We start from the raw sequence: 16,480 nt of genomic DNA, 5'->3' as shown, positions 1-16,480 counted from the left end.
AGGTGTGGAGCTTATTCAAGAGCCCCTTCCGCAGGGGAAATGGAAACCATCGGTCCAGATCCAGATGCTGCCGGTAGAGCCGCCCAATACCATGCGAATTTGCCGACTTGTATTTGTATATATCTCCTGTGATCCCACTGCGTAACCGCTCGCTACCTGGATAGAGCCGACGTTGGCGCCGTCATTGCCGAGGCCGGCAACAAGCGCACCTTGTGCAGGATCGGATAGCAGAGCCGCGTTAGTCGTTGCCGACGATGTGAACTCGAAACGCAGCTTCGCTTTGACTTTCACCCCATTTGGCACTGTTAGCGCCAGAAGGGTCGAGGTCGTAGAGATAGCGGCACTGACCGCATCCTTGGCCGGCGTCACGAAGGTATATTCGTCACGTGGATACAGAACAAACGGCCGAATGTTCGAACTTCCGTCCGTCAGCACAACGCCGATGCATCTCACAATGGTATAGCCGGTGAGCAGTGTCGTGGTGATGCCGCCGATGGTTGACGAGGTCGAGAAAACCACGTCGAAAGACAGGTCGGCGTCCTTGCGCAACGCATAGGCGAAGTATGTCGCATTTGCCGCGACGGCGCCGGCATCGAGGCCGCCCGCGCCCGTTCCGGCTGTAAATGTTCCCGTCACCCTTTTGGTGAATGACGCCGCGCTGGAAACGAAGCTCGACCCTGACCTGGCCGAGCCGGAGGTGAAGTCGATATGGGTGTTCGGGCTGTTACCGTTATTGGAAAGGATGAGGCCGACAACGAAATCGCCTACGGCCGAACTGTCGGCTTTACTCTGGATCCTGGCGGAAAGCTTATCGGTGAAGAGGGCGGCACCCGAACATATGATGTTGACGCTATAGCCGTTCTTGAGGACAAGCGTGGCCGCGCCATCGATCGTCTCCGAGCCGGTGGGATCAATCGTCACGTCGCCACCATCGGCAATGACGCAATAGTGCCAGTTTGCGCCGAGCGTTGCCGCTGCGCTGAGGGTGAGCGTCGCTGCTGCGGTGAAGCGATGAACCGCGTTTTCGTCTGACGCAAGCGCCGTGTAATCGCCTGACTTCGCCGCATAAACCGACGCCTTATCGAACCCGACGTCGGCGCCGTTCTGCGTGAACCCTAAGAGCCCGCCGCCCTTCAGATAAAGGCCTGTCTGAGGGTTGGTGGCGAAGCCGATGCCGGGCGCCGAAACCGTACCGCTTGCCACTTTGAGTGGCGCGGTCATCGGCGCCGAGCCGTCGCGCGGCAGCGAGTTGGTGATTTCGTTGCCGAGGTCGGTGGTCAGCGCGTTCCAAGGTGCCGGGTCAATGACCTGGCCGACAGATGGTGTCGTTCCGGCGGGTTTCGAATAGACGCCGGTTGAGGGGTTTCTGGGCATTTATCTTGCTCCGAAAGGAAAAGCCCCGCGATTGCGAGGCCTCAAAACGTATAATATCGGTTGCGGCATACAAATCGATGACCAGCTGAAAACCCTTCGCAGTGTTCCTGCTGCCAATCCGCGGATGGAAGCAGGCGCGCGCGCGAACGGTGAGGGGATTTACTTCAGCGTCATCAACTACCTTTTGGGGGGCGCGCTTGCTTTGATGGTCAGACTCGCAACATTGCTGCTGGTCGCCATACCGATGCAGATCGCCTTTGAGGGCGGCTGACATCATTTATTCTTCTCGTTTGATAAAAGCGGATAGGCTGCCCTTCCCCCACCCTGGACGAATGCGTTGATCAGCGCCATGCGTTGTTGGTCGACGATGTGGTCGCGTCCTAGGCGCATGAGCGCCTCCATTAACGCATCACGCTGCTCACCTCGAAGCACACTCAACGGAGCGACTTCGTCGGCAACGCGAGCTGCGTGGGCGCTTGCATTCGCCTCAAGGAAAGATCGCGCAAGACGTCGAGCCGTGGTTAGGCCGAGATCGGTCCAACTTTTTTCCGTCGGAACTTCTTGTGGCTTGGAAACCTTGCCGAGATACTGCTCGAACCCGGCCTCCCCTGCCGTGTCAGCTGCGCCGGTTACGCCATTTTTCGTGTTGGCAAAAAGGGCTTCGCGATCTAGGGCATTGAGTGAGGCATCAGCCTTCTCGGGTCCGAACATCATGCCAAGCTTTTCGCCGTTCCAGTCGCCTTTGCCGCGAATAATCTTGAGTAGCGCGTTTATATCACCACCTTCGGTTCCAGCCGCACGATAGATCTCGCCAAGGGCCCCCTGGCGAATGCGCGTTGATTCAGCAGAGGGACCAATCAGCATACCCTGCGGTTCGGCACCCGCCACCAATTTCTCCTGAAGCTCTGCGGGGCGCATGGCGCGTGGTCCATCGGCGAGAACAGACTGCCCCTGCAGTAAGCCCTCCCTTTGTCGGCCTAACTCCCCAAACTGCGCGTCAAGCTCCTTCACGCCGGGGGCAGATCGAGCAAGCCTTTCATCGATCATCCCACGAACGCCGCCGAGTGTCTCAATGACTTCGGGATCTTTAGCCGTCGTCAGAATTCGATCGATTGCGCGGCGTGTTTCGTACGCAATGGCTGAGTCGGAAGAGACGGTGTCTTTCCCAAAGTCATTGAGCATGTTTCTAACGTTAAGAAGGTCGGTCTGTTCGCTACCGCGCCGATACGGAATCAATCTATCGAGATGCTCCGCAATGGGCGTAAAGTCGTAGGGCGGCTGTTCCACGACCGCGGGCCGGTACTGACTGTTCACTTGCGCCTGGCTTGCTTTCAGGTCGCTGTCGATCATGGACGGAACCGGATCGGGTCCAAGACTTGTCTCGAAGTCCGACTTAAGGCGACTACCTGCCAGGGAGCCGCGCTCATTCAGAGGTCCCACGACCTTGTTGCGTGTCGATTCCCGGACTGCACCGCTCTTGGCGGCGCCGCGCCATTCTGGCGAGACGTCTGCTGGCATCGCTTCAGATCCGAGCTTGTCGAAACGGTCACGATTCGCGGCGAGCTTATCCGCATCAGAAACGTTCTTCGCGAGCCAATTACGAGCATCCCTTGTCAGGTCTGCAAGTATATCCCGCGCCGGCTTTGAAGCTACTTCTTCTCCAAGGAGCGCGCGGGTGAGAGCCTTTGCGCCCTGTGCACTTGCTTTCACACCGGCTCCTATGACTTCCCCCGCTAAGGGACCAGCTAATCCAAGCAGGCCCCCCTCAATAGCGCCCCGGCGAGTTTTTTCAGGATCGCCGGCACTCCTCACGTGAGCATCCGCGGCACCAATGCCGCTGCCGGTCAAGCCTGAAACCAGCGAGCGCGCCACCATACTGCCCCCGCCAGCACCGAATAATTCTGGTGCAGCGACGACGGCCGGAATAGTTCCACCAACCGCACCGGCCACCTGCCCTATCGTGTTGACATTAGGATGCGCAATCTTGGCCTCCCGATCGCGGGCATTCACAACCCTGAGCTGATCCTCATAAGCCCCCCCGTGTATGAGGGGACGGAGATGAGCCGCTGCCTTTTTCACGCCCTCGAGGAGATATGGGCCGGCAATGGGAATGCCATCGACGACGCCACTCAGGCCGGTTAGGGCCTGGCCATAGAGTCCCTCGGTTTTAAGAGCCGCCAACCCCTCCTCATAAGTTAGATGACGCCCGGAAGGTAGCTGCGGCGTCGGATTTTGTAGTTGCTTCGTCTGCACCCCGGCCCGTGCGCGGGCAAGGGCTTGCAACTGCTCAGGTGTCAATTCTGTCATAGTTACGCTCCGCTGGCGTCATCGCGCCCATAATTGACCAGGACCCCTGCCGGGGTCAGAAAATTCTTGGAAGGGCGACATTTCCTGGTAGCTTCCTTTTCGGGATCGACGAGTAGGGTGCCGTCTCTTTCGATACACCGAACAACGACGGCAGGAGGCCAGGAGCCTTTGCCGGCGGAGTTGAAGGCGCGCCTGTCGACACAGCGGGAGCTTCAGCTGTAGCCGCCTTCTGCTCCTGATCCGCTTGCCTGATCGCCAACCCACCCATCAGGGCCTGCGCCAGCCGCGCCGCGCCCTGCCACGGAGATTGCACCGGGCTCGCATCCATGCCCTGCTGCAGCATGGCGTAGGCCAGCCGCTTGCGCTGGTCTTTGACATCGATCTGCGTCTTGCCGGTATCGCCGGCGAAAATATATGCCATCAGCCCACTGCCCTTTCGTAGTTGACACGGTCGAAGCCGTCTGCATGTTCGAACACTGCGTCGGGGTGAATCTCGCGCACATCATCCGACATCAGGCCGATCTGCATTGGGCCGCCGTCCTTGTAGCGGAAGGCGTAGACCGGCAGGCCGTTGTCCAGAGTGCCGACGCGGCTGATGTCTTGCTTCAGCCGCCGGTCGGATTTCATTGCCCAGCCACCGAGCAGCGAGCCGCCGAGGCCGAAGAGGCCGCCCATGGCGGCGTTCGACTGGGCGAGCTGCTGGTTGTAGAGGCCCATCTTCTGATTGAAGTTCTCGTTGATCAGGCCGGCCTGGTCGACGGTGGGAAGCTGCGTCGTCGGCGTGTTGACATAGTTCGGCTGGTGGACCTGCGAGCCGGACATCAGCGCCGAGATCTCGTTCAGCGGCTGGTTGCGCTCGGTCAGGATCGAATTCTGTGCATTCGAATACATGTCGCCGAGATATTGGTCGGAGGCGGCCTGCTTGCGGGTGGAGAAATCGCGCATGGCGTTGTCGTAAGCCGCCGAGCCCATCGCGATGCCCTTGTCGGCCAGGCTCTGCTCGAGGCTCGCCTGGTCGCGGTTCCATTGGTTGTCGAAGCCGGAACGCCAGTGATCATTGACATATTTGTCGACATTGCCGGCGCTGAGGTCGACATTGGTGCCGAGGATGCCGGAGACCTTGGCGGTCTGGTCGTTGGCGAGCCTCGCTAGGCCGAGCTGCGTCTGCTGTGTCTGGTCGTAGATCGCCTGGTTCTCGGGCGAATAGGTCTGAAAGGCGGAATAGGTCGGCAGCTTATAGGTCTTGCCGTTCTGGTCGGTCATCGTCTGATAGCCGCTGACCTTGTATTCCAGCGAACCATCCGGCGTGTACTGGTTGGTGTGGCTCAAGCCCGCATTGGCGATGGCGGTATCGACGTTGGTGGCGGTCTGCGCCGCCGCGGTCTGGGTCGGATCAGGCGCTTTGGGGGCCTTTGGCGTGGAGACCATAGGGAAAATCCTCCTTCGTGATGGCGTAAAGCAGGCCGTCGCAATCGCCGAAATAGCCGCGTTGGCGGCCTTCCGGCTCGGCGCCCACTCTGGCGAGCAGCCTCTGGGCGCTGCTGTTGTCGGCGCGGGTGCGGCAGGTGGCGCGGCGGCAGCCGAGCTGGTTGAAGACATAGTCGGAGACGGCGCGCATCAGCGTCAGCGACAGCCGGTCGGCGGCAAGCGAGAGCTCGATATCGTGCTCGGTCCAGACGTTGAAGACGAAGCCGGCGATGATCCGGCCGCGGTCGACGTGGGCAAGCGTCGTGTAGGGCGGGTGAAAGGTGACGCCGATCCTCGCGCCCACCCAGGCGGCGATCTCGGCGCTGGGTTCGCAGACGATCAAATCGGCGCGCCCCTCTCGTAAAGCAGCGAGCCGCCGACAACGGCGGCTTCCGAGACCGAGCCTGACGAGCCGGAGATCAGCGCGCGGATGGTCGGTGCAAGCGCCGAACCCGCGCCGCCGGCGGAGGCGAATTTGCGCACCAGCGAAATGCCGGGGAATTTCGAAACGCCCCAGATTGCCGTTCCCCATTTCGCCGCCGCATTGTTCTCGACGGACGACAGAAGCGCTGTCGGCACCTTCGTCTGGTAGTCGACCGAGATGCCGCCATACATCAGCGTGGACACGCCGATCTCGGCCGTCACCCCGATCAGCTTGGAGAGCTTGGTCGAGAGCCCGTCGCCGAAGCGGCTCCAGGCGCCGACCATCAGCGCGTCGATCGCCGCGCCATTGTCGTTTGCCCCGACCTCGGCCTCGTAAAGCGTGCCGTCGGCGGCGCCGAAGAACAGCCGGTCCTGCCATGTCGCCCAGCAGGAGGCGGGCATGCCGACGAAGCGGCACCAGGCGCCGGTCTCGGTGTTCATCACATATTGATAGGGGCCGAAGGAGGACGGCAGATTGACGATCGCCATCTGCCGCGCCGGGAAGCTCGAAAGCTGCCATTCCTCAGAGGTCGTGCCGGTCGCCGCCACGGTCGCGCGCCATGTCGGGCCGATCCTGGCGGTAATGGCGCCGAGGCTGGTGGCGCCGCGATCGAGCTGCACCGCCTTGGTGATCGGCACGATGCCATCGGTGGTCATGATCGCGAGATCGGCGCCGACCGACAGCAGGCACCGATCGGTGCCGAGCGGCCGGCCGAGCTTGAAGGTGCCGATCAGCCCCCAATTCGAAGCACTGGAAGGATCGGAACCCTGGAAGACGATCACCTCGCCTTCCGAGGAGATCAGCACCAGGCACTGCTGCAGGCCCGTGGAAACCGGAATCGTCCAGACGTTGATCGCAACAAGCGTGCCGCCATATTTCATGTTGCCGCCAACGGGCAGAACCGTCGCCGTGCCGCTGACGGCGTCGGTGGCAAGGTACCAGACATTCGTCGAGTTCTTTTCGATGAACCACAGGCGCGAGCGATAGGCGGTGACGGCGCTGAGCAGCGAGGCATCCGGTATGCCTGTTATCATCGTCGAGGCGACATAGGGCGTGGCGGCCGAGCCCTTTTCCAGCTGGGCATTGGTCACCGTTCCCGTCACGGTGACGGTGAGCGTGCCGGCCGCCGGGGTGAAGGTGAGCGACACCCGGTTGCCGGCGCCCGTTCCGTTCAGCGTGCCGGCGAAGGCGCCGGAGAGCGTCACGGAGCCGGTGCCGAAGAAGCTCAGCGTATAGGCGGTGTTGCGGACTGCGACATTCTGGCTGGCGAGTGTCGCCGTGCCCACCAGGAAATTATTCGTCCAGGAGCTGCCGTTGAAGATCAGCGGCGTGTCGAGGCCGTTGACGAGACGCAGGAATTCCTGGCCGGCCGGGTTGGTATATTGCTGCACCGACCAGTGAGCGCTGGCGAGGCCGGAGACGACAGGCGCGCCGGCCGCACCGCTCACTGTCACGTCGAAGATCTTGTCGCCGGCGGCGGCAAACAGCCGGTTGCTCACGCCGGAATAGGGAATGACCGTCTGCACGTCGGCGTTAAGACCGGTGGCAAAGGCGAGGAAGCCATAGCGGGCGCGCACGCGGTTGGCCTCGGGAAAGAAGTTGTCGAGCTGGAAGGCGGCGTCCTCGGGCATATCGGCCATCTCGACATCGGTTCGCCAGCCGCCGATCGGCGCGATCCAGTCTTTGCCGGGCGAAATGCGGCGGGTGCGGCCGTTCGGGGGGACAGGTCTGCGGGTCATGGCGTCACCGTGATCGTGCCGGGCCAATAATTTTCAGGCGTCTGTCCTCTCGCCGGCAGCGAAAGGTCGACAGGGCCCGCGGCGCGGTCGGCGCCGATGGCGGCTTCCTTGGATCGTTCGAAAGAGGCGAGCTCCTCGCCGTAATCGAGGCCCTTGGCCCGCTTCCAGCGCCAGATCAGCGAGAGTTCGAGCAGCTCTTCGGGAAAGAGCGCTGTGTCGGTGTCACCAGCCCAGTTGGCGGCAGTGGCCGCGCCACCGTTCACCGCCACCCAGAAGCCGGAGACATAGGCATATTCGATCGTCTCCCCTGCAACATTCGGATAGATGTCGAGCCTGCCCGCCGCCATCCGCCAGATCTGCGGCACCGGATTGGCATTGAGAATGGTGTGGCGCTGCCAGGTCTGCGGCTCCACCGGGCCGTTCAGCGCTGAGAGGCGGGAGACGTTCCAGATGCGCGCATTGGCGGCGAAGCGGTCCCAGTCGGCAGGCGGCTCGGCTGGCTCGGGGGCAGCACCCGTCGCTTCGAATTGTCGCCGCACCATCAGCGCCGACCAGTCATGCGCCCGCATCAGGTCGCGGCCGGCGCGGGTGGAAAGGATGCGCAGCTGCATGATCTGCGGATCCGCAGACGACATGACTGCCGTCGGCGGATCGAGGTCGATCTCCGCGCAGACGTTCTGAATGATGGTCAGCAGCGACATGCGGGGATCTCCGGTTCAGAGCGGTTGGCGTGGGTGAAATTCGCTTGAAGGTTGTGCCGTGCAGCCCCCTCATCCGCCCTACGGGCACCTTTCTCCCCGAGGGGAGAAGAGGGAGTCGAGACGTCGCCGCGAGTCTCTTCTCCCCAGCGGGGAGAAGGTGGCGGCAGCCGGATGAGGGGGCTGCTTGTGTCGGCGCTTCGTCAGGCCACTTGCCGGCTACGGCCCTTGCCCTCGCCGTCCTTTTCGATCGCCTCGAAGCGCAGGGCCATCTCCTTCATCTGCTCCTGCAGACGCCCGACCTCGCCCTTCAGCCGCTCGTTTTCAGCGGCAAAGGCCGAGGCTGCGCTGGAGTTCTCTGCCGTCGCCAGATAGGCGCGGGCAGCGGCGGTCAGCTCGTTGGCGCCCATGCCGACCTTCTGCTTGGCGGTGTCGGAAAGCGCGGCGAGCTGCTCGACCGTGTAGATGTTGATCGCCTCCAGCTCCTTGATCTGGCTGGGCTTCAGATAGGGCCATTGCGCAAGCGGCGTGCCGGTCAGTTGCTCGCGGGCGGCAGCGCCGTCCTTGAAGCGCTTATAGGCATCGGCAAAACGCTGTTTGTCGTTGTCGGTCACCTCGCGATAAACTTCGGTGTGCTTATCGCCTGCGATGAAGATACGGACGAATTCCTTGTCGGCAAAGATCGGCCGGCCCTCCTTCTCGGTCAGGAAGGTCTGTTCGACCGGCTCGAGGCTGAAGGAGGCATAAATTCCGGTGTTGCTGTCGGGCATGGTGTTTGCTCGCTGTTGATGGCGGGAGATGTGGATGGGCGCTGAGGCGCTGCTGTGATGTCGTGCGGTCCGTGAAGACCCCTCCCCAACCCCTCCCCACAAGGGGGAGGGGCTAACCCGTCATTCCGACGGCGATCAAAAGGAAGGTCTTGTCGGCTGTCACTCTCGACGGTTTGGGACGATGATGCTGCGTAAAGCGGTGCGGCATATTAGCCCCTCCCCCTTGTGGGGAGGGGTTGGGGAGGGGTGAGCGGCAGCCGGATGAGGGGCACGCCACATACGAAGACGTCAACGAAACGGGCGCCGAAACGCCCGTTGATTGCTATGGTTTAGTTCACCTTCGAAAGATACGGCCGCATCAGCGTCGCCTCGAGCACGCCGGTCGCCGTGATGGTGATGCCGGTGCCGTTGGCGGTGGCATTGGCCGAGAGCGTGATGCTCTGGACGACGCCGTTCGGGCTGTAGCTGATGCCAGCAATCGTAGTGCCGCCCGCAATACCCGTGCAGGCGACGGCGGCGCCGATGAACGGACCGGATCCGGCATTGAGGCCGGAAAGGTTCGTCAGCACGGGAGACCCGTTGACCGTCGTTGCCGCAAACGTCTGGTTGGCGGCTGCAAAGTTGACGTTGGCGATCGCCTTGGTGCCGACGGTCGCCGAGGCAGGCGCACTTGCCTGGCCCGCCGTGGTGGTGGTTTCGGCAACGACGAGGGCCGCCGTTGCGGTCGCCACCTGCGCCGGCGCCTGGCCGTTGCGCTGCAGCCAGATGTAATAGGTGCCGGGTTGCAGCGTCACGGCACCGACCGGGCCGCCGGTGATGGTCGGCGGCTGAGCAGCCCCCGAAAAGACGCCGCAGCGCTGGCCGACGACGGCGGCGGCCGTGGTCAGCAGCGAGGCGACATAATCCCGGCTCCACTGGAACCATTGGCCGGGCTGCAGGGTCGTCTGCGACGCCAGCACCAGCTGGCAATAGACCCATTCGGATTCACGCTCGCCGCCGGCAACCGCGCCGAGGGCGAAGTTCGGCCCCGGAATGCCGGAGCCGGCAACGATCGGGCCTTCGACGACGAACGGGTTCGCGCCAAGACGATCGGTTTGGGAAGTTGCGATGGTCATGGATGTTGATCCTTTCGTTCGATCAGGCGAACAGCACGCCCTGCAGGAAGGCGTTGTTCATGGTGAGGTTGCCGGCAAAGCCCATCAGCTGGACGAAGGCATCCTGGTTGGTGTTCATGCGCTCATCACCGATCGGCGCCATGTCGCGGTCGCGGTGCGGGCGGTAGAACAGGTATTGGGTGTTGAGGAAGAACATCTGGTTGGAAGGCGCGCCGCCGCCGAAGCCGCCGTCGAAGATCACGTCGGCGCCCATATATTGCAGCGACTGGAAGCCGGCCATGCCCTTGTCGGCCGAGGTGATGCGCTGGATCGCCTGCAGCGATTCCCAGTAGAGGCGGAAGAAGTTGTTGTCGGCGACGACGAGATCGGGCGCGTCGGAGCCGCGCACGCAGGACATATAGAGCCGGTTCATGTAGCTCTGGATGTTGGCATTGGTGGCCGCCGCGCCGCCATCGGCCGAGGCCGAGAATTTCTGGTTGCGCCAGAAGCCCCAGGTGGCGCGCGAGATGCCGCCGACCGTGCCGGAGGTCGGCGAAGTCGAGATCAAGAGCTGCAGGCCACCGATCTGACGCCCGCCATCGGCCGTGCCGTCGGAATAGCAGTCGAGCGCGATGTTGTTCTTCAGCGTTGTTTCGGCATTCTCGATGCGCTGCTCGAGCAAATCGAGGATCGCATCCTCGCCGGAATTCTGCAGCTGTTCGAGGCCGGACATGGAGACGGCGACCGCAGCCTGCTTGAGGTCGTATTCGGCGGCGGTGATGACGTCGGAGGGCTGGACGTTCAGGATATCGTAACCGGAATAGCGCTTGAAGGTCGAGTTTTCCTGGTACTGCAGCTCCTGGACGATGGTGCGGCCGCCGGAGACGGGCTTTTTGCGGCCGCGGCTGTTGAGACGGGTGAGAAGACCGTTGTTCTTCGTCACGTCGTCGGCGACCGTGCCGCTGCGGTTGCGCAGCGTCGTGGTGACGATTTCAGAGAGGTTGGGCGAAATGGGCATTGATCATTCCTTTGATCAGACTTGACCGCGCGCGGAGCGCATGGCGTCGCGAAGCGAGTCTCGGATTGAACTGGGCTGGCCTCTTGCCGCGTCGCGGGTCGGGCCCGGGGCGGAAGAGCCAGAAATGGATCGCGAGGCGCGGCGGGCTTGATCTGCCGCTGCGGCCCTCTGGGCTTGCTGCTGGTGGACGAAGGCCGGCGCAGTCTGGCTGATCAACTGCTGTCGGATGTCCGGGCGCATCCAGCATGCGGCGTCGTAGGCGTCCTGAAGTGTCGATGCCCGCCCGGCATTGATGAGGGCGACCATGTCGTCGAGAACGTCTTCGGCATGCGCATTGGCCGGATCGGAAAGAAAGGCATCGACCTGAGTTTCGGTGTCCCTCTTCCTCAAAACATGTTCGACCGTGGCCTCGACATTGATCGGCCCGGTCTGGCGTTGGGGCTGCGGCCCTGCCTGTTCATGGCGCTGCATCGCCTCCCCCGCCCGGCCGTTGACCAGAGCGTGAAGATTGACGCCGGCCACCTTGGCGACGTGCAGGACGGTGTTGACGGGATCGCGGATCAGCGCGTTTTCCCATTCGATCGCCCGGCGCATGACATCGGCATGGGTGATGCCGGCCTGGCGGACGATCGGGGTGAATTCCTCGAGCCCCTTGTAATCCTGCAGGACGCGGAAGCCGCGATCGACCTCCTGCTCCCGCTTGGCGATCGCTGTCTGCACTTCGTTCGGCAGGCTAGAAAACTGCGCCTTGGCTTCCGCCGACCAGCCGGGCGGAACCCGGTTGACGGTGGAAACGGGCTGTTGACGGTTGTCGATCTCGCCTGTCTGCTGTGCGCCACGAGCCTCGGGAGCCGTCTGCCCTGTCCGCGCAGCAGCGGCCTGCTCCTGCCCCTTGGGCAGGAAGCGGCCGTTTTCGCCGTCGCGCGGCTGGCCCGGCAGATCGCCCGGCCCGCCTTCGATGGTGTCGATCGCCGCCTTCAGGCTGTCGCGGACGCTGACCGGCTTCTCCGCGCCAAAATCTTCGCTGCCGTTGCCGGCCTCGTTGAGGTCTTCCATATCCATCTTGGGGATTTCCTATTTCGGGGATTGATGCCCGTTCAGGCCTTTGTTTTATGCATGTCGTTATCCCGGAACCGCTGCACACTTCCGGGCGACATGCATTAGGCGTTGTATTCGGCGTAGACCCGCCGCAATTCGTTGCGGATCGCCTTTCGGTCCGTCTTCGGCTTTTCGATCGGCTGCGGCTGCTCATTGCCGATCTCGACCACGCCGGCCGCCCGATAGGCGGAGCGCAGCTTGGCTTTCGAAGTGTAGTGCCGGCCATCATGCATCGACCGGATGTCGATCGTGTCGCTGACGAAATGCGGCGCCGGCAGGTCCGACTGCGCAAGGTTTTTCACCGGCATGCAGTTGTGCGGCCAGGCGTCGAGCGTGTGCCAGCCGCCGCAGACGCGGCAATAACGTTCTCTCATGCTGTTGCTCCCGGGCTTATTGATAGCGCGCGCGCATATGGTCGATCGTCTGCGCCGCCGCCTCGCCGCGTGCCTGCTCGACCGTGGCGCGAAGCTCGATCTCGGCTTGCGCCACGCCAAGCTCGGCTTTCCGCTGTTCGGCGCCGGCCTTCACCTCGGCCGTCTTCAGCCTGAGCATCTCGGCGGGCGAAGGCTGCGGCTGCGGCTCCGGTTTCGGCGCGCTGGCTGCCTCGGAGAGCTGCGCGCCCACCTGCTCCAGCATGCTTTCGAGCTGGCGGCCGGCGCGGAAGCCGCGGGCGGCAAAGAGCAGCGTCTCGACCATCACGGGCACGAGCATCGGGGATTGTTGCGCCATCGCACCCGCCTGCTGCATGAAGCCGCCGACCATCTGCACGAATTCCATGCGCCGCTGCTTTTCGGCGTCCTCGTCGGGCTCGATCGTCGAATCCGTTTCGATGTCGATCTGGAAGCCGCGAATGCTGTCGTTGCGCAGGAGCTGCACCACCTCGTCGATCGTCGGCTGCGCCATCATCTGTTGCAGCTGCGACGGCAATTCGGGCGACGGTGGCATCGGCTGACCGGTCTGCTGCGCCCGCATGACCGCCTGCTGCGCCGCCATCTGCATCTGCTGCATCTGCATTTCAACCTGCTGCTTCTCGGCCATGCTCGGCAGCTTGATGCCGCTCACCAGCATCAGCGTTTCCGGCTGGAACTGGTCGCAGATGATTTCGCCGGCAAGGCGGATGATGTCGCGGGCAAAACGGGCCAGCTCCGCCTGGCGGTCGCGGATGCGGATCGAGCCCCACTGGCTCTTGATGCGCTGCGCCGTCGCCGTCTCCGAGGCCTGGGTGTCACCGCGGACGATGTCGGAGATGCCGGTGATCTGGTAGACGTCCTCGATCAGCTGCTTGCGCGCCGCCATGCAGGCGACGATCACCTTCTGCACCTCGTCGATCGGCAGCGTCACCACCGCCTTCGAGCCGCCCTTGTCGGTGAAAGCAGCCCATTCCGGGATCGGCACCATCACCATGTCGTTTTCGGGCCGCATCGCCTTTTCGATCGCCGGCGAGATCGCCCCGTCGCCGGAGGGATAGAAGACCTTCAGCCGCAGCTGGTCGGTCAGGTTGTTGATGCGCCTGGTCAGAAGATCGATCTCGTCGCATTGCTGCTGGTAATAGACATAGTCGGGAACCGGGATCAGCGAGCTGGTCGACATCGTGCCATAGGCCGGGCGCGGGCAAGGCCAGAAATGCGTCAGCTCGAGCGGCGGCTCGGAGACTTCCAGCGCCACCGGCGAGCCGTCGGCGATCCAGACGGTATAGTTCTCGCTCTTGCACCAGATCTCCCAGACATGGGTCTTGCCCTCATTTTCGGCGCGCTCGGCCTGGCTTTCGCCCTTGCGGGCACCGGCGGCCTCGGCCGCGCCCGACGCGATCGCCTCACGGCCGAAGCGCTTTTCCATTTCTTCACCGGTCATCGGCACGCGTCGCGCCACCCAGGTCACATCCTTCCAGCGGCGGGCCGGCGAATGCAGGAAATCCGACCAATGGACATAGTCGACGCAGACGCGCTCGTCGGCGATCGTTTCGAGGGCTGCGCCCAATCCACCGAGCGGGCCGTTTTCCGCCGGCGGCTCCGAGGGCGCGACATCAATGTCGAGCGGTTCGAAATCGGCCTCGTAGCGCAGCCACACCGTGCCGCGGGCGCAGAGCAGGAAATCGTCGCGCACCGCCCGCATGATCGAATCGAGATCGGCCTCGTCGCCGGCATAGGCGAGATTGCGTTCGACAATTTCCGAAGCGATGCGGGCGACGGGGTCGGCATCCTTGAAGCGGCGCTCGACGACCGGCTGCGGCACGCGGGCATAGACGGCCGGCTGCAGCACCGCGGTATTGGCCCAGAGCATCGGGAAGCGGCGCTTGGCGGCGCTCGTCTGGTCCGACTGCTGGTCGAGATAGATCTTCTCGATCTTGACGCAGCGGTCGTGCCAGGACTTGAAGTAGCGCTGGGCGCGTTCGAGCTCCTGTTGCCAATGGGCGCCGACCTTCGCCGGGTCCCAGTGCTGCCCGCCTTCCAAAGCCATCGTCTCGTCTTCCATCAAACACGCTCGCTATGTCTCGGAGTGGAATCGGCAAATTCGTTGAATGTCATCGTCTGGAATGTCGGCAGCGGCTTACGCTCGGGCTTCAGCGGTTCGGGCGCCAGGCCGGTGAAGATGATCGCCAGACCGCCGAACGCGTCGGCGCCATGCGAGGCCCAGTTGTGCAGCGGCTCGTCGCGGAAGACGCCGAGATCTTCGTCCCAGTCCTTGCGGTAATTGCGCAGGCATTTGATGCCTTGGGCGCAGCCGGCCTGGTCGAACTCGACTTTTGCCAGGATGCGCCGCGTGCCGTTGATGCGGTCGTGGACATAGGCGCGCTCAACCTTGCGCACCGTGCCGAGACCACGCGCCTTGACCTCTTTCAGCATGATTTCGATGCGGGTCATGCCGCCGCGCGTCCATTCCCGCACCTTGATGTCGTGCGGCATGTTGTGGGCGCCGTAGATATAACCATGCTCGGTGGCCCGCCGCTCCAGCTCGTCGAGCATGCCGTCCATGCCGGTGCCGGTATGCTCGAAATAGCCGATCATCCTGACGCGGCCGGGCAGCACCTGGAACAGCCAGACGCTGTTGGTGTCGTCCATGCCGATGTCGGAGATGGTGTGGACCGGGTAACCTTCGACATGCGGGAACACCCCGATGCGCTCCTCGGCGTCGGCGATCGCCATCTGGTCGGCGTAATAAGCGCCTTCGACACTCGCCTCAAAAGCTTCATCAGGCGTCGATGGATATTCGCGCTTCATATCGCCGAGCTGGATCTCGGCCTTCTTGACGTACCAGGCCTTCTGCCCCGGCCTCAGCGTGATCCCCTGCTCGGCGAGCTGGCGGAAATATTTGACGAAAGCGTCGCTGATGATGACGCCCTCGGGCGCGATCGAATATTGCGGCTCCTTCCACCAGGGGAAGAAGTGGAATTTGAAGTCGAGCTCGCTCAGCTCAAGCGCCTGGCGCTGCTTGACCTGGGCATCCTCGCAGAGCGCATAAAAATGCCCCTCCTGGCCTTCCGCCGTGCTTTCGACGAAGACCATCTGGCCGGCCTGCACCGTGTTCAAGGCGCCGGTCCTGACTTCCCGCGCCTTGTCCGGAAATTTGGCGCAGAGCTTTCCATATTCGGAGATATGCAGATATTGCAGCGTTCCCGAACGCAGCGACGTGCCGACGCGGATGCTCGAATTGTTGGCGAGCAGCAATTCGCTCTGGTTGGTCCTGACGACGGGCACGGCGTTGCGGATGGCTTCGGGCAGATTGTCATAGGGATATTTGATCTTGTCCCGGAAGATCGTCTGCACGTCGCCGAGCGTATGGGCGATGGTGCCGGCCCTGATATCGCGGTTGAAGACGCAGGCATCGAGCATGAAGATCTGAATGAAGGTGGTCAGCCCCAGCTGGCGGGCCTTCAGGAGCACGTTGAGATAATGCATCTCCTCGAAAAGGCTCATCTGCATCACGTTCATCTCGAACCTGACGCGCCTGCCCGCCTTGTCGGTGATCCAGTAGAGATTGTTCAGCCGCCAGCGCCAGTCGGAAAACTGGTCAACCGCCGTTTGGAAGTCCGCGCGTCCTGCCATTGACCGCCTCCAGCAATTGCGAGACTTCGCCGGTCACGCTCTGTTCGGACTCGACCTTGGCGCCATATTTCTTCGGCCGCAGCTTCTCGGCGACCCATTGGCGGGTGGCGATGCGCAGCTGCGAGCGCCGGATCGCCTCGCCGTTTTCCTGCCAGCCGGTGGTCTCGCCGGCCGCATTCTTCTTTTCGATCCAGTCGTCGCTGCTGTTGTCGGCGATCTCGACCATCTCGTCGACGAAGCTGTCGGCCATGATCTCGCGCGCCAGTGCATACCGCGCCCGAAACGCCGCCTTCTCCTCGTCCGCCAGCCAGGACAGCACCGTCGATTTCGCCGGCATGTCCTCGTCCCGGCAGATCGAGCGCAGGCTTTCCCGGTCGGCGATGCGCGCGCAGATTTTTTCCGCCAGCGCTTGGCTGAACTTGCTCGGCCTGCCCATCGGTCAGGGTCT

General features: G+C 63.0%; 16 protein-coding genes. 1 reads left to right on the top strand and 15 read right to left on the bottom strand.

Going from position 1 to position 16,480, the window contains the following annotated elements; genetic code table 11:
- Nucleotides 1–15 precede the first annotated feature (15 nt).
- Nucleotides 16–1,374, bottom strand: coding sequence for a hypothetical protein (locus GGD53_RS25080; protein WP_184459455.1), 1,359 nt, complete (start codon nt 1,372–1,374; stop codon nt 16–18).
- 31 nt (nt 1,375–1,405) lie between these two features.
- On the opposite strand from GGD53_RS25080, the gene GGD53_RS25075 reads away from it, so the two are divergent.
- Nucleotides 1,406–1,645 (top strand): hypothetical protein, encoded by a 240-nt coding sequence (locus tag GGD53_RS25075; protein ID WP_184459454.1) that lies wholly within the window; start codon nt 1,406–1,408, stop codon nt 1,643–1,645.
- Between the two features lie 2 nt (nt 1,646–1,647).
- Here the strand turns inward: GGD53_RS25075 and GGD53_RS25070 are convergent, their stop codons facing one another.
- From GGD53_RS25070 to GGD53_RS25005, 14 genes are all read right to left on the bottom strand, one after another.
- Nucleotides 1,648–3,681 (bottom strand): hypothetical protein, encoded by a 2,034-nt coding sequence (locus tag GGD53_RS25070; protein WP_184459453.1) that lies wholly within the window; start codon nt 3,679–3,681, stop codon nt 1,648–1,650.
- A 55-nt stretch (nt 3,682–3,736) separates the two neighbouring features.
- On the bottom strand, nt 3,737–4,102 hold the full coding sequence (locus tag GGD53_RS25065) for a hypothetical protein (protein ID WP_184459452.1): 366 nt from the start codon (nt 4,100–4,102) through the stop codon (nt 3,737–3,739).
- Nucleotides 4,102–5,109: a tail fiber domain-containing protein gene (locus GGD53_RS25060; protein WP_184459451.1), complete on the bottom strand. Its 1,008-nt coding sequence runs from the start codon at nt 5,107–5,109 to the stop codon at nt 4,102–4,104. Before GGD53_RS25060 ends, GGD53_RS25065 begins: the two co-directional genes overlap by 1 nt.
- Entirely contained in the window at nt 5,075–5,491 is a 417-nt protein-coding gene (locus GGD53_RS25055; protein WP_184459450.1) for a GNAT family N-acetyltransferase, read from the bottom strand. The genes GGD53_RS25060 and GGD53_RS25055 overlap by 35 nt, the downstream gene beginning before the upstream one ends.
- Nucleotides 5,488–7,311 (bottom strand): hypothetical protein, encoded by a 1,824-nt coding sequence (locus GGD53_RS25050; RefSeq protein WP_184459449.1) that lies wholly within the window; start codon nt 7,309–7,311, stop codon nt 5,488–5,490. The genes GGD53_RS25055 and GGD53_RS25050 overlap by 4 nt, the downstream gene beginning before the upstream one ends.
- Entirely contained in the window at nt 7,308–8,012 is a 705-nt protein-coding gene (locus tag GGD53_RS25045; protein WP_184459448.1) for a hypothetical protein, read from the bottom strand. Before GGD53_RS25045 ends, GGD53_RS25050 begins: the two co-directional genes overlap by 4 nt.
- Nucleotides 8,013–8,212: 200 nt before the next feature.
- A complete protein-coding gene (locus GGD53_RS25040; protein ID WP_184459447.1) occupies nt 8,213–8,779 on the bottom strand; it encodes a hypothetical protein in 567 nt (188 codons plus the stop codon).
- A gap of 329 nt (nt 8,780–9,108) precedes the next feature.
- Nucleotides 9,109–9,894, bottom strand: a complete 786-nt coding sequence (locus GGD53_RS25035; protein WP_184459446.1) for a hypothetical protein — start codon at nt 9,892–9,894, stop codon at nt 9,109–9,111.
- A gap of 22 nt (nt 9,895–9,916) precedes the next feature.
- Nucleotides 9,917–10,891 carry a phage major capsid protein gene (locus GGD53_RS25030; RefSeq protein WP_184459445.1) on the bottom strand — a complete coding sequence of 325 codons (975 nt, stop codon included), beginning with the start codon at nt 10,889–10,891 and terminating at the stop codon, nt 9,917–9,919.
- A 15-nt stretch (nt 10,892–10,906) separates the two neighbouring features.
- Nucleotides 10,907–11,953, bottom strand: a complete 1,047-nt coding sequence (locus GGD53_RS25025; protein ID WP_184459444.1) for a hypothetical protein — start codon at nt 11,951–11,953, stop codon at nt 10,907–10,909.
- Between the two features lie 98 nt (nt 11,954–12,051).
- Nucleotides 12,052–12,363, bottom strand: a complete 312-nt coding sequence (locus GGD53_RS25020) for a hypothetical protein (RefSeq protein WP_184459443.1) — start codon at nt 12,361–12,363, stop codon at nt 12,052–12,054.
- Between the two features lie 16 nt (nt 12,364–12,379).
- Nucleotides 12,380–14,461 (bottom strand): hypothetical protein, encoded by a 2,082-nt coding sequence (locus GGD53_RS25015; protein ID WP_184459442.1) that lies wholly within the window; start codon nt 14,459–14,461, stop codon nt 12,380–12,382.
- Nucleotides 14,461–16,032, bottom strand: a complete 1,572-nt coding sequence (locus GGD53_RS25010) for a terminase (RefSeq protein ID WP_184459441.1) — start codon at nt 16,030–16,032, stop codon at nt 14,461–14,463. The genes GGD53_RS25015 and GGD53_RS25010 overlap by 1 nt, the downstream gene beginning before the upstream one ends.
- The gene (locus GGD53_RS25005; RefSeq protein WP_184459440.1) at nt 15,998–16,468 is read right to left on the bottom strand and encodes a terminase small subunit protein; all 471 of its coding nucleotides are present in this window, start codon (nt 16,466–16,468) and stop codon (nt 15,998–16,000) included. The genes GGD53_RS25010 and GGD53_RS25005 overlap by 35 nt, the downstream gene beginning before the upstream one ends.
- Between the last annotated feature and the right edge of the window lie 12 nt (nt 16,469–16,480).

It is taken from the genome of Rhizobium aethiopicum (genome assembly GCF_014197535.1).
GTDB lineage: Bacteria > Pseudomonadota > Alphaproteobacteria > Rhizobiales > Rhizobiaceae > Rhizobium > Rhizobium aethiopicum_A.
This window is presented reverse-complemented; position numbering and strand designations above follow the sequence as displayed.

Coding starts and splice junctions, on each gene's coding strand:
- GGD53_RS25080 (WP_184459455.1), bottom strand. CDS start 1,374: ATGCCCAGAAACCCCTCAACCGGCGTCTATTCGAAACCCGCCGGAACG.
- GGD53_RS25070 (WP_184459453.1), bottom strand. CDS start 3,681: ATGACAGAATTGACACCTGAGCAGTTGCAAGCCCTTGCCCGCGCACGG.
- GGD53_RS25065 (WP_184459452.1), bottom strand. CDS start 4,102: ATGGCATATATTTTCGCCGGCGATACCGGCAAGACGCAGATCGATGTC.
- GGD53_RS25060 (WP_184459451.1), bottom strand. CDS start 5,109: ATGGTCTCCACGCCAAAGGCCCCCAAAGCGCCTGATCCGACCCAGACC.
- GGD53_RS25050 (WP_184459449.1), bottom strand. CDS start 7,311: ATGACCCGCAGACCTGTCCCCCCGAACGGCCGCACCCGCCGCATTTCG.
- GGD53_RS25045 (WP_184459448.1), bottom strand. CDS start 8,012: ATGTCGCTGCTGACCATCATTCAGAACGTCTGCGCGGAGATCGACCTC.
- GGD53_RS25040 (WP_184459447.1), bottom strand. CDS start 8,779: ATGCCCGACAGCAACACCGGAATTTATGCCTCCTTCAGCCTCGAGCCG.
- GGD53_RS25035 (WP_184459446.1), bottom strand. CDS start 9,894: ATGACCATCGCAACTTCCCAAACCGATCGTCTTGGCGCGAACCCGTTC.
- GGD53_RS25030 (WP_184459445.1), bottom strand. CDS start 10,891: ATGCCCATTTCGCCCAACCTCTCTGAAATCGTCACCACGACGCTGCGC.
- GGD53_RS25025 (WP_184459444.1), bottom strand. CDS start 11,953: ATGGATATGGAAGACCTCAACGAGGCCGGCAACGGCAGCGAAGATTTT.
- GGD53_RS25020 (WP_184459443.1), bottom strand. CDS start 12,363: ATGAGAGAACGTTATTGCCGCGTCTGCGGCGGCTGGCACACGCTCGAC.
- GGD53_RS25015 (WP_184459442.1), bottom strand. CDS start 14,461: ATGGAAGACGAGACGATGGCTTTGGAAGGCGGGCAGCACTGGGACCCG.
- GGD53_RS25010 (WP_184459441.1), bottom strand. CDS start 16,032: ATGGCAGGACGCGCGGACTTCCAAACGGCGGTTGACCAGTTTTCCGAC.
- GGD53_RS25005 (WP_184459440.1), bottom strand. CDS start 16,468: ATGGGCAGGCCGAGCAAGTTCAGCCAAGCGCTGGCGGAAAAAATCTGC.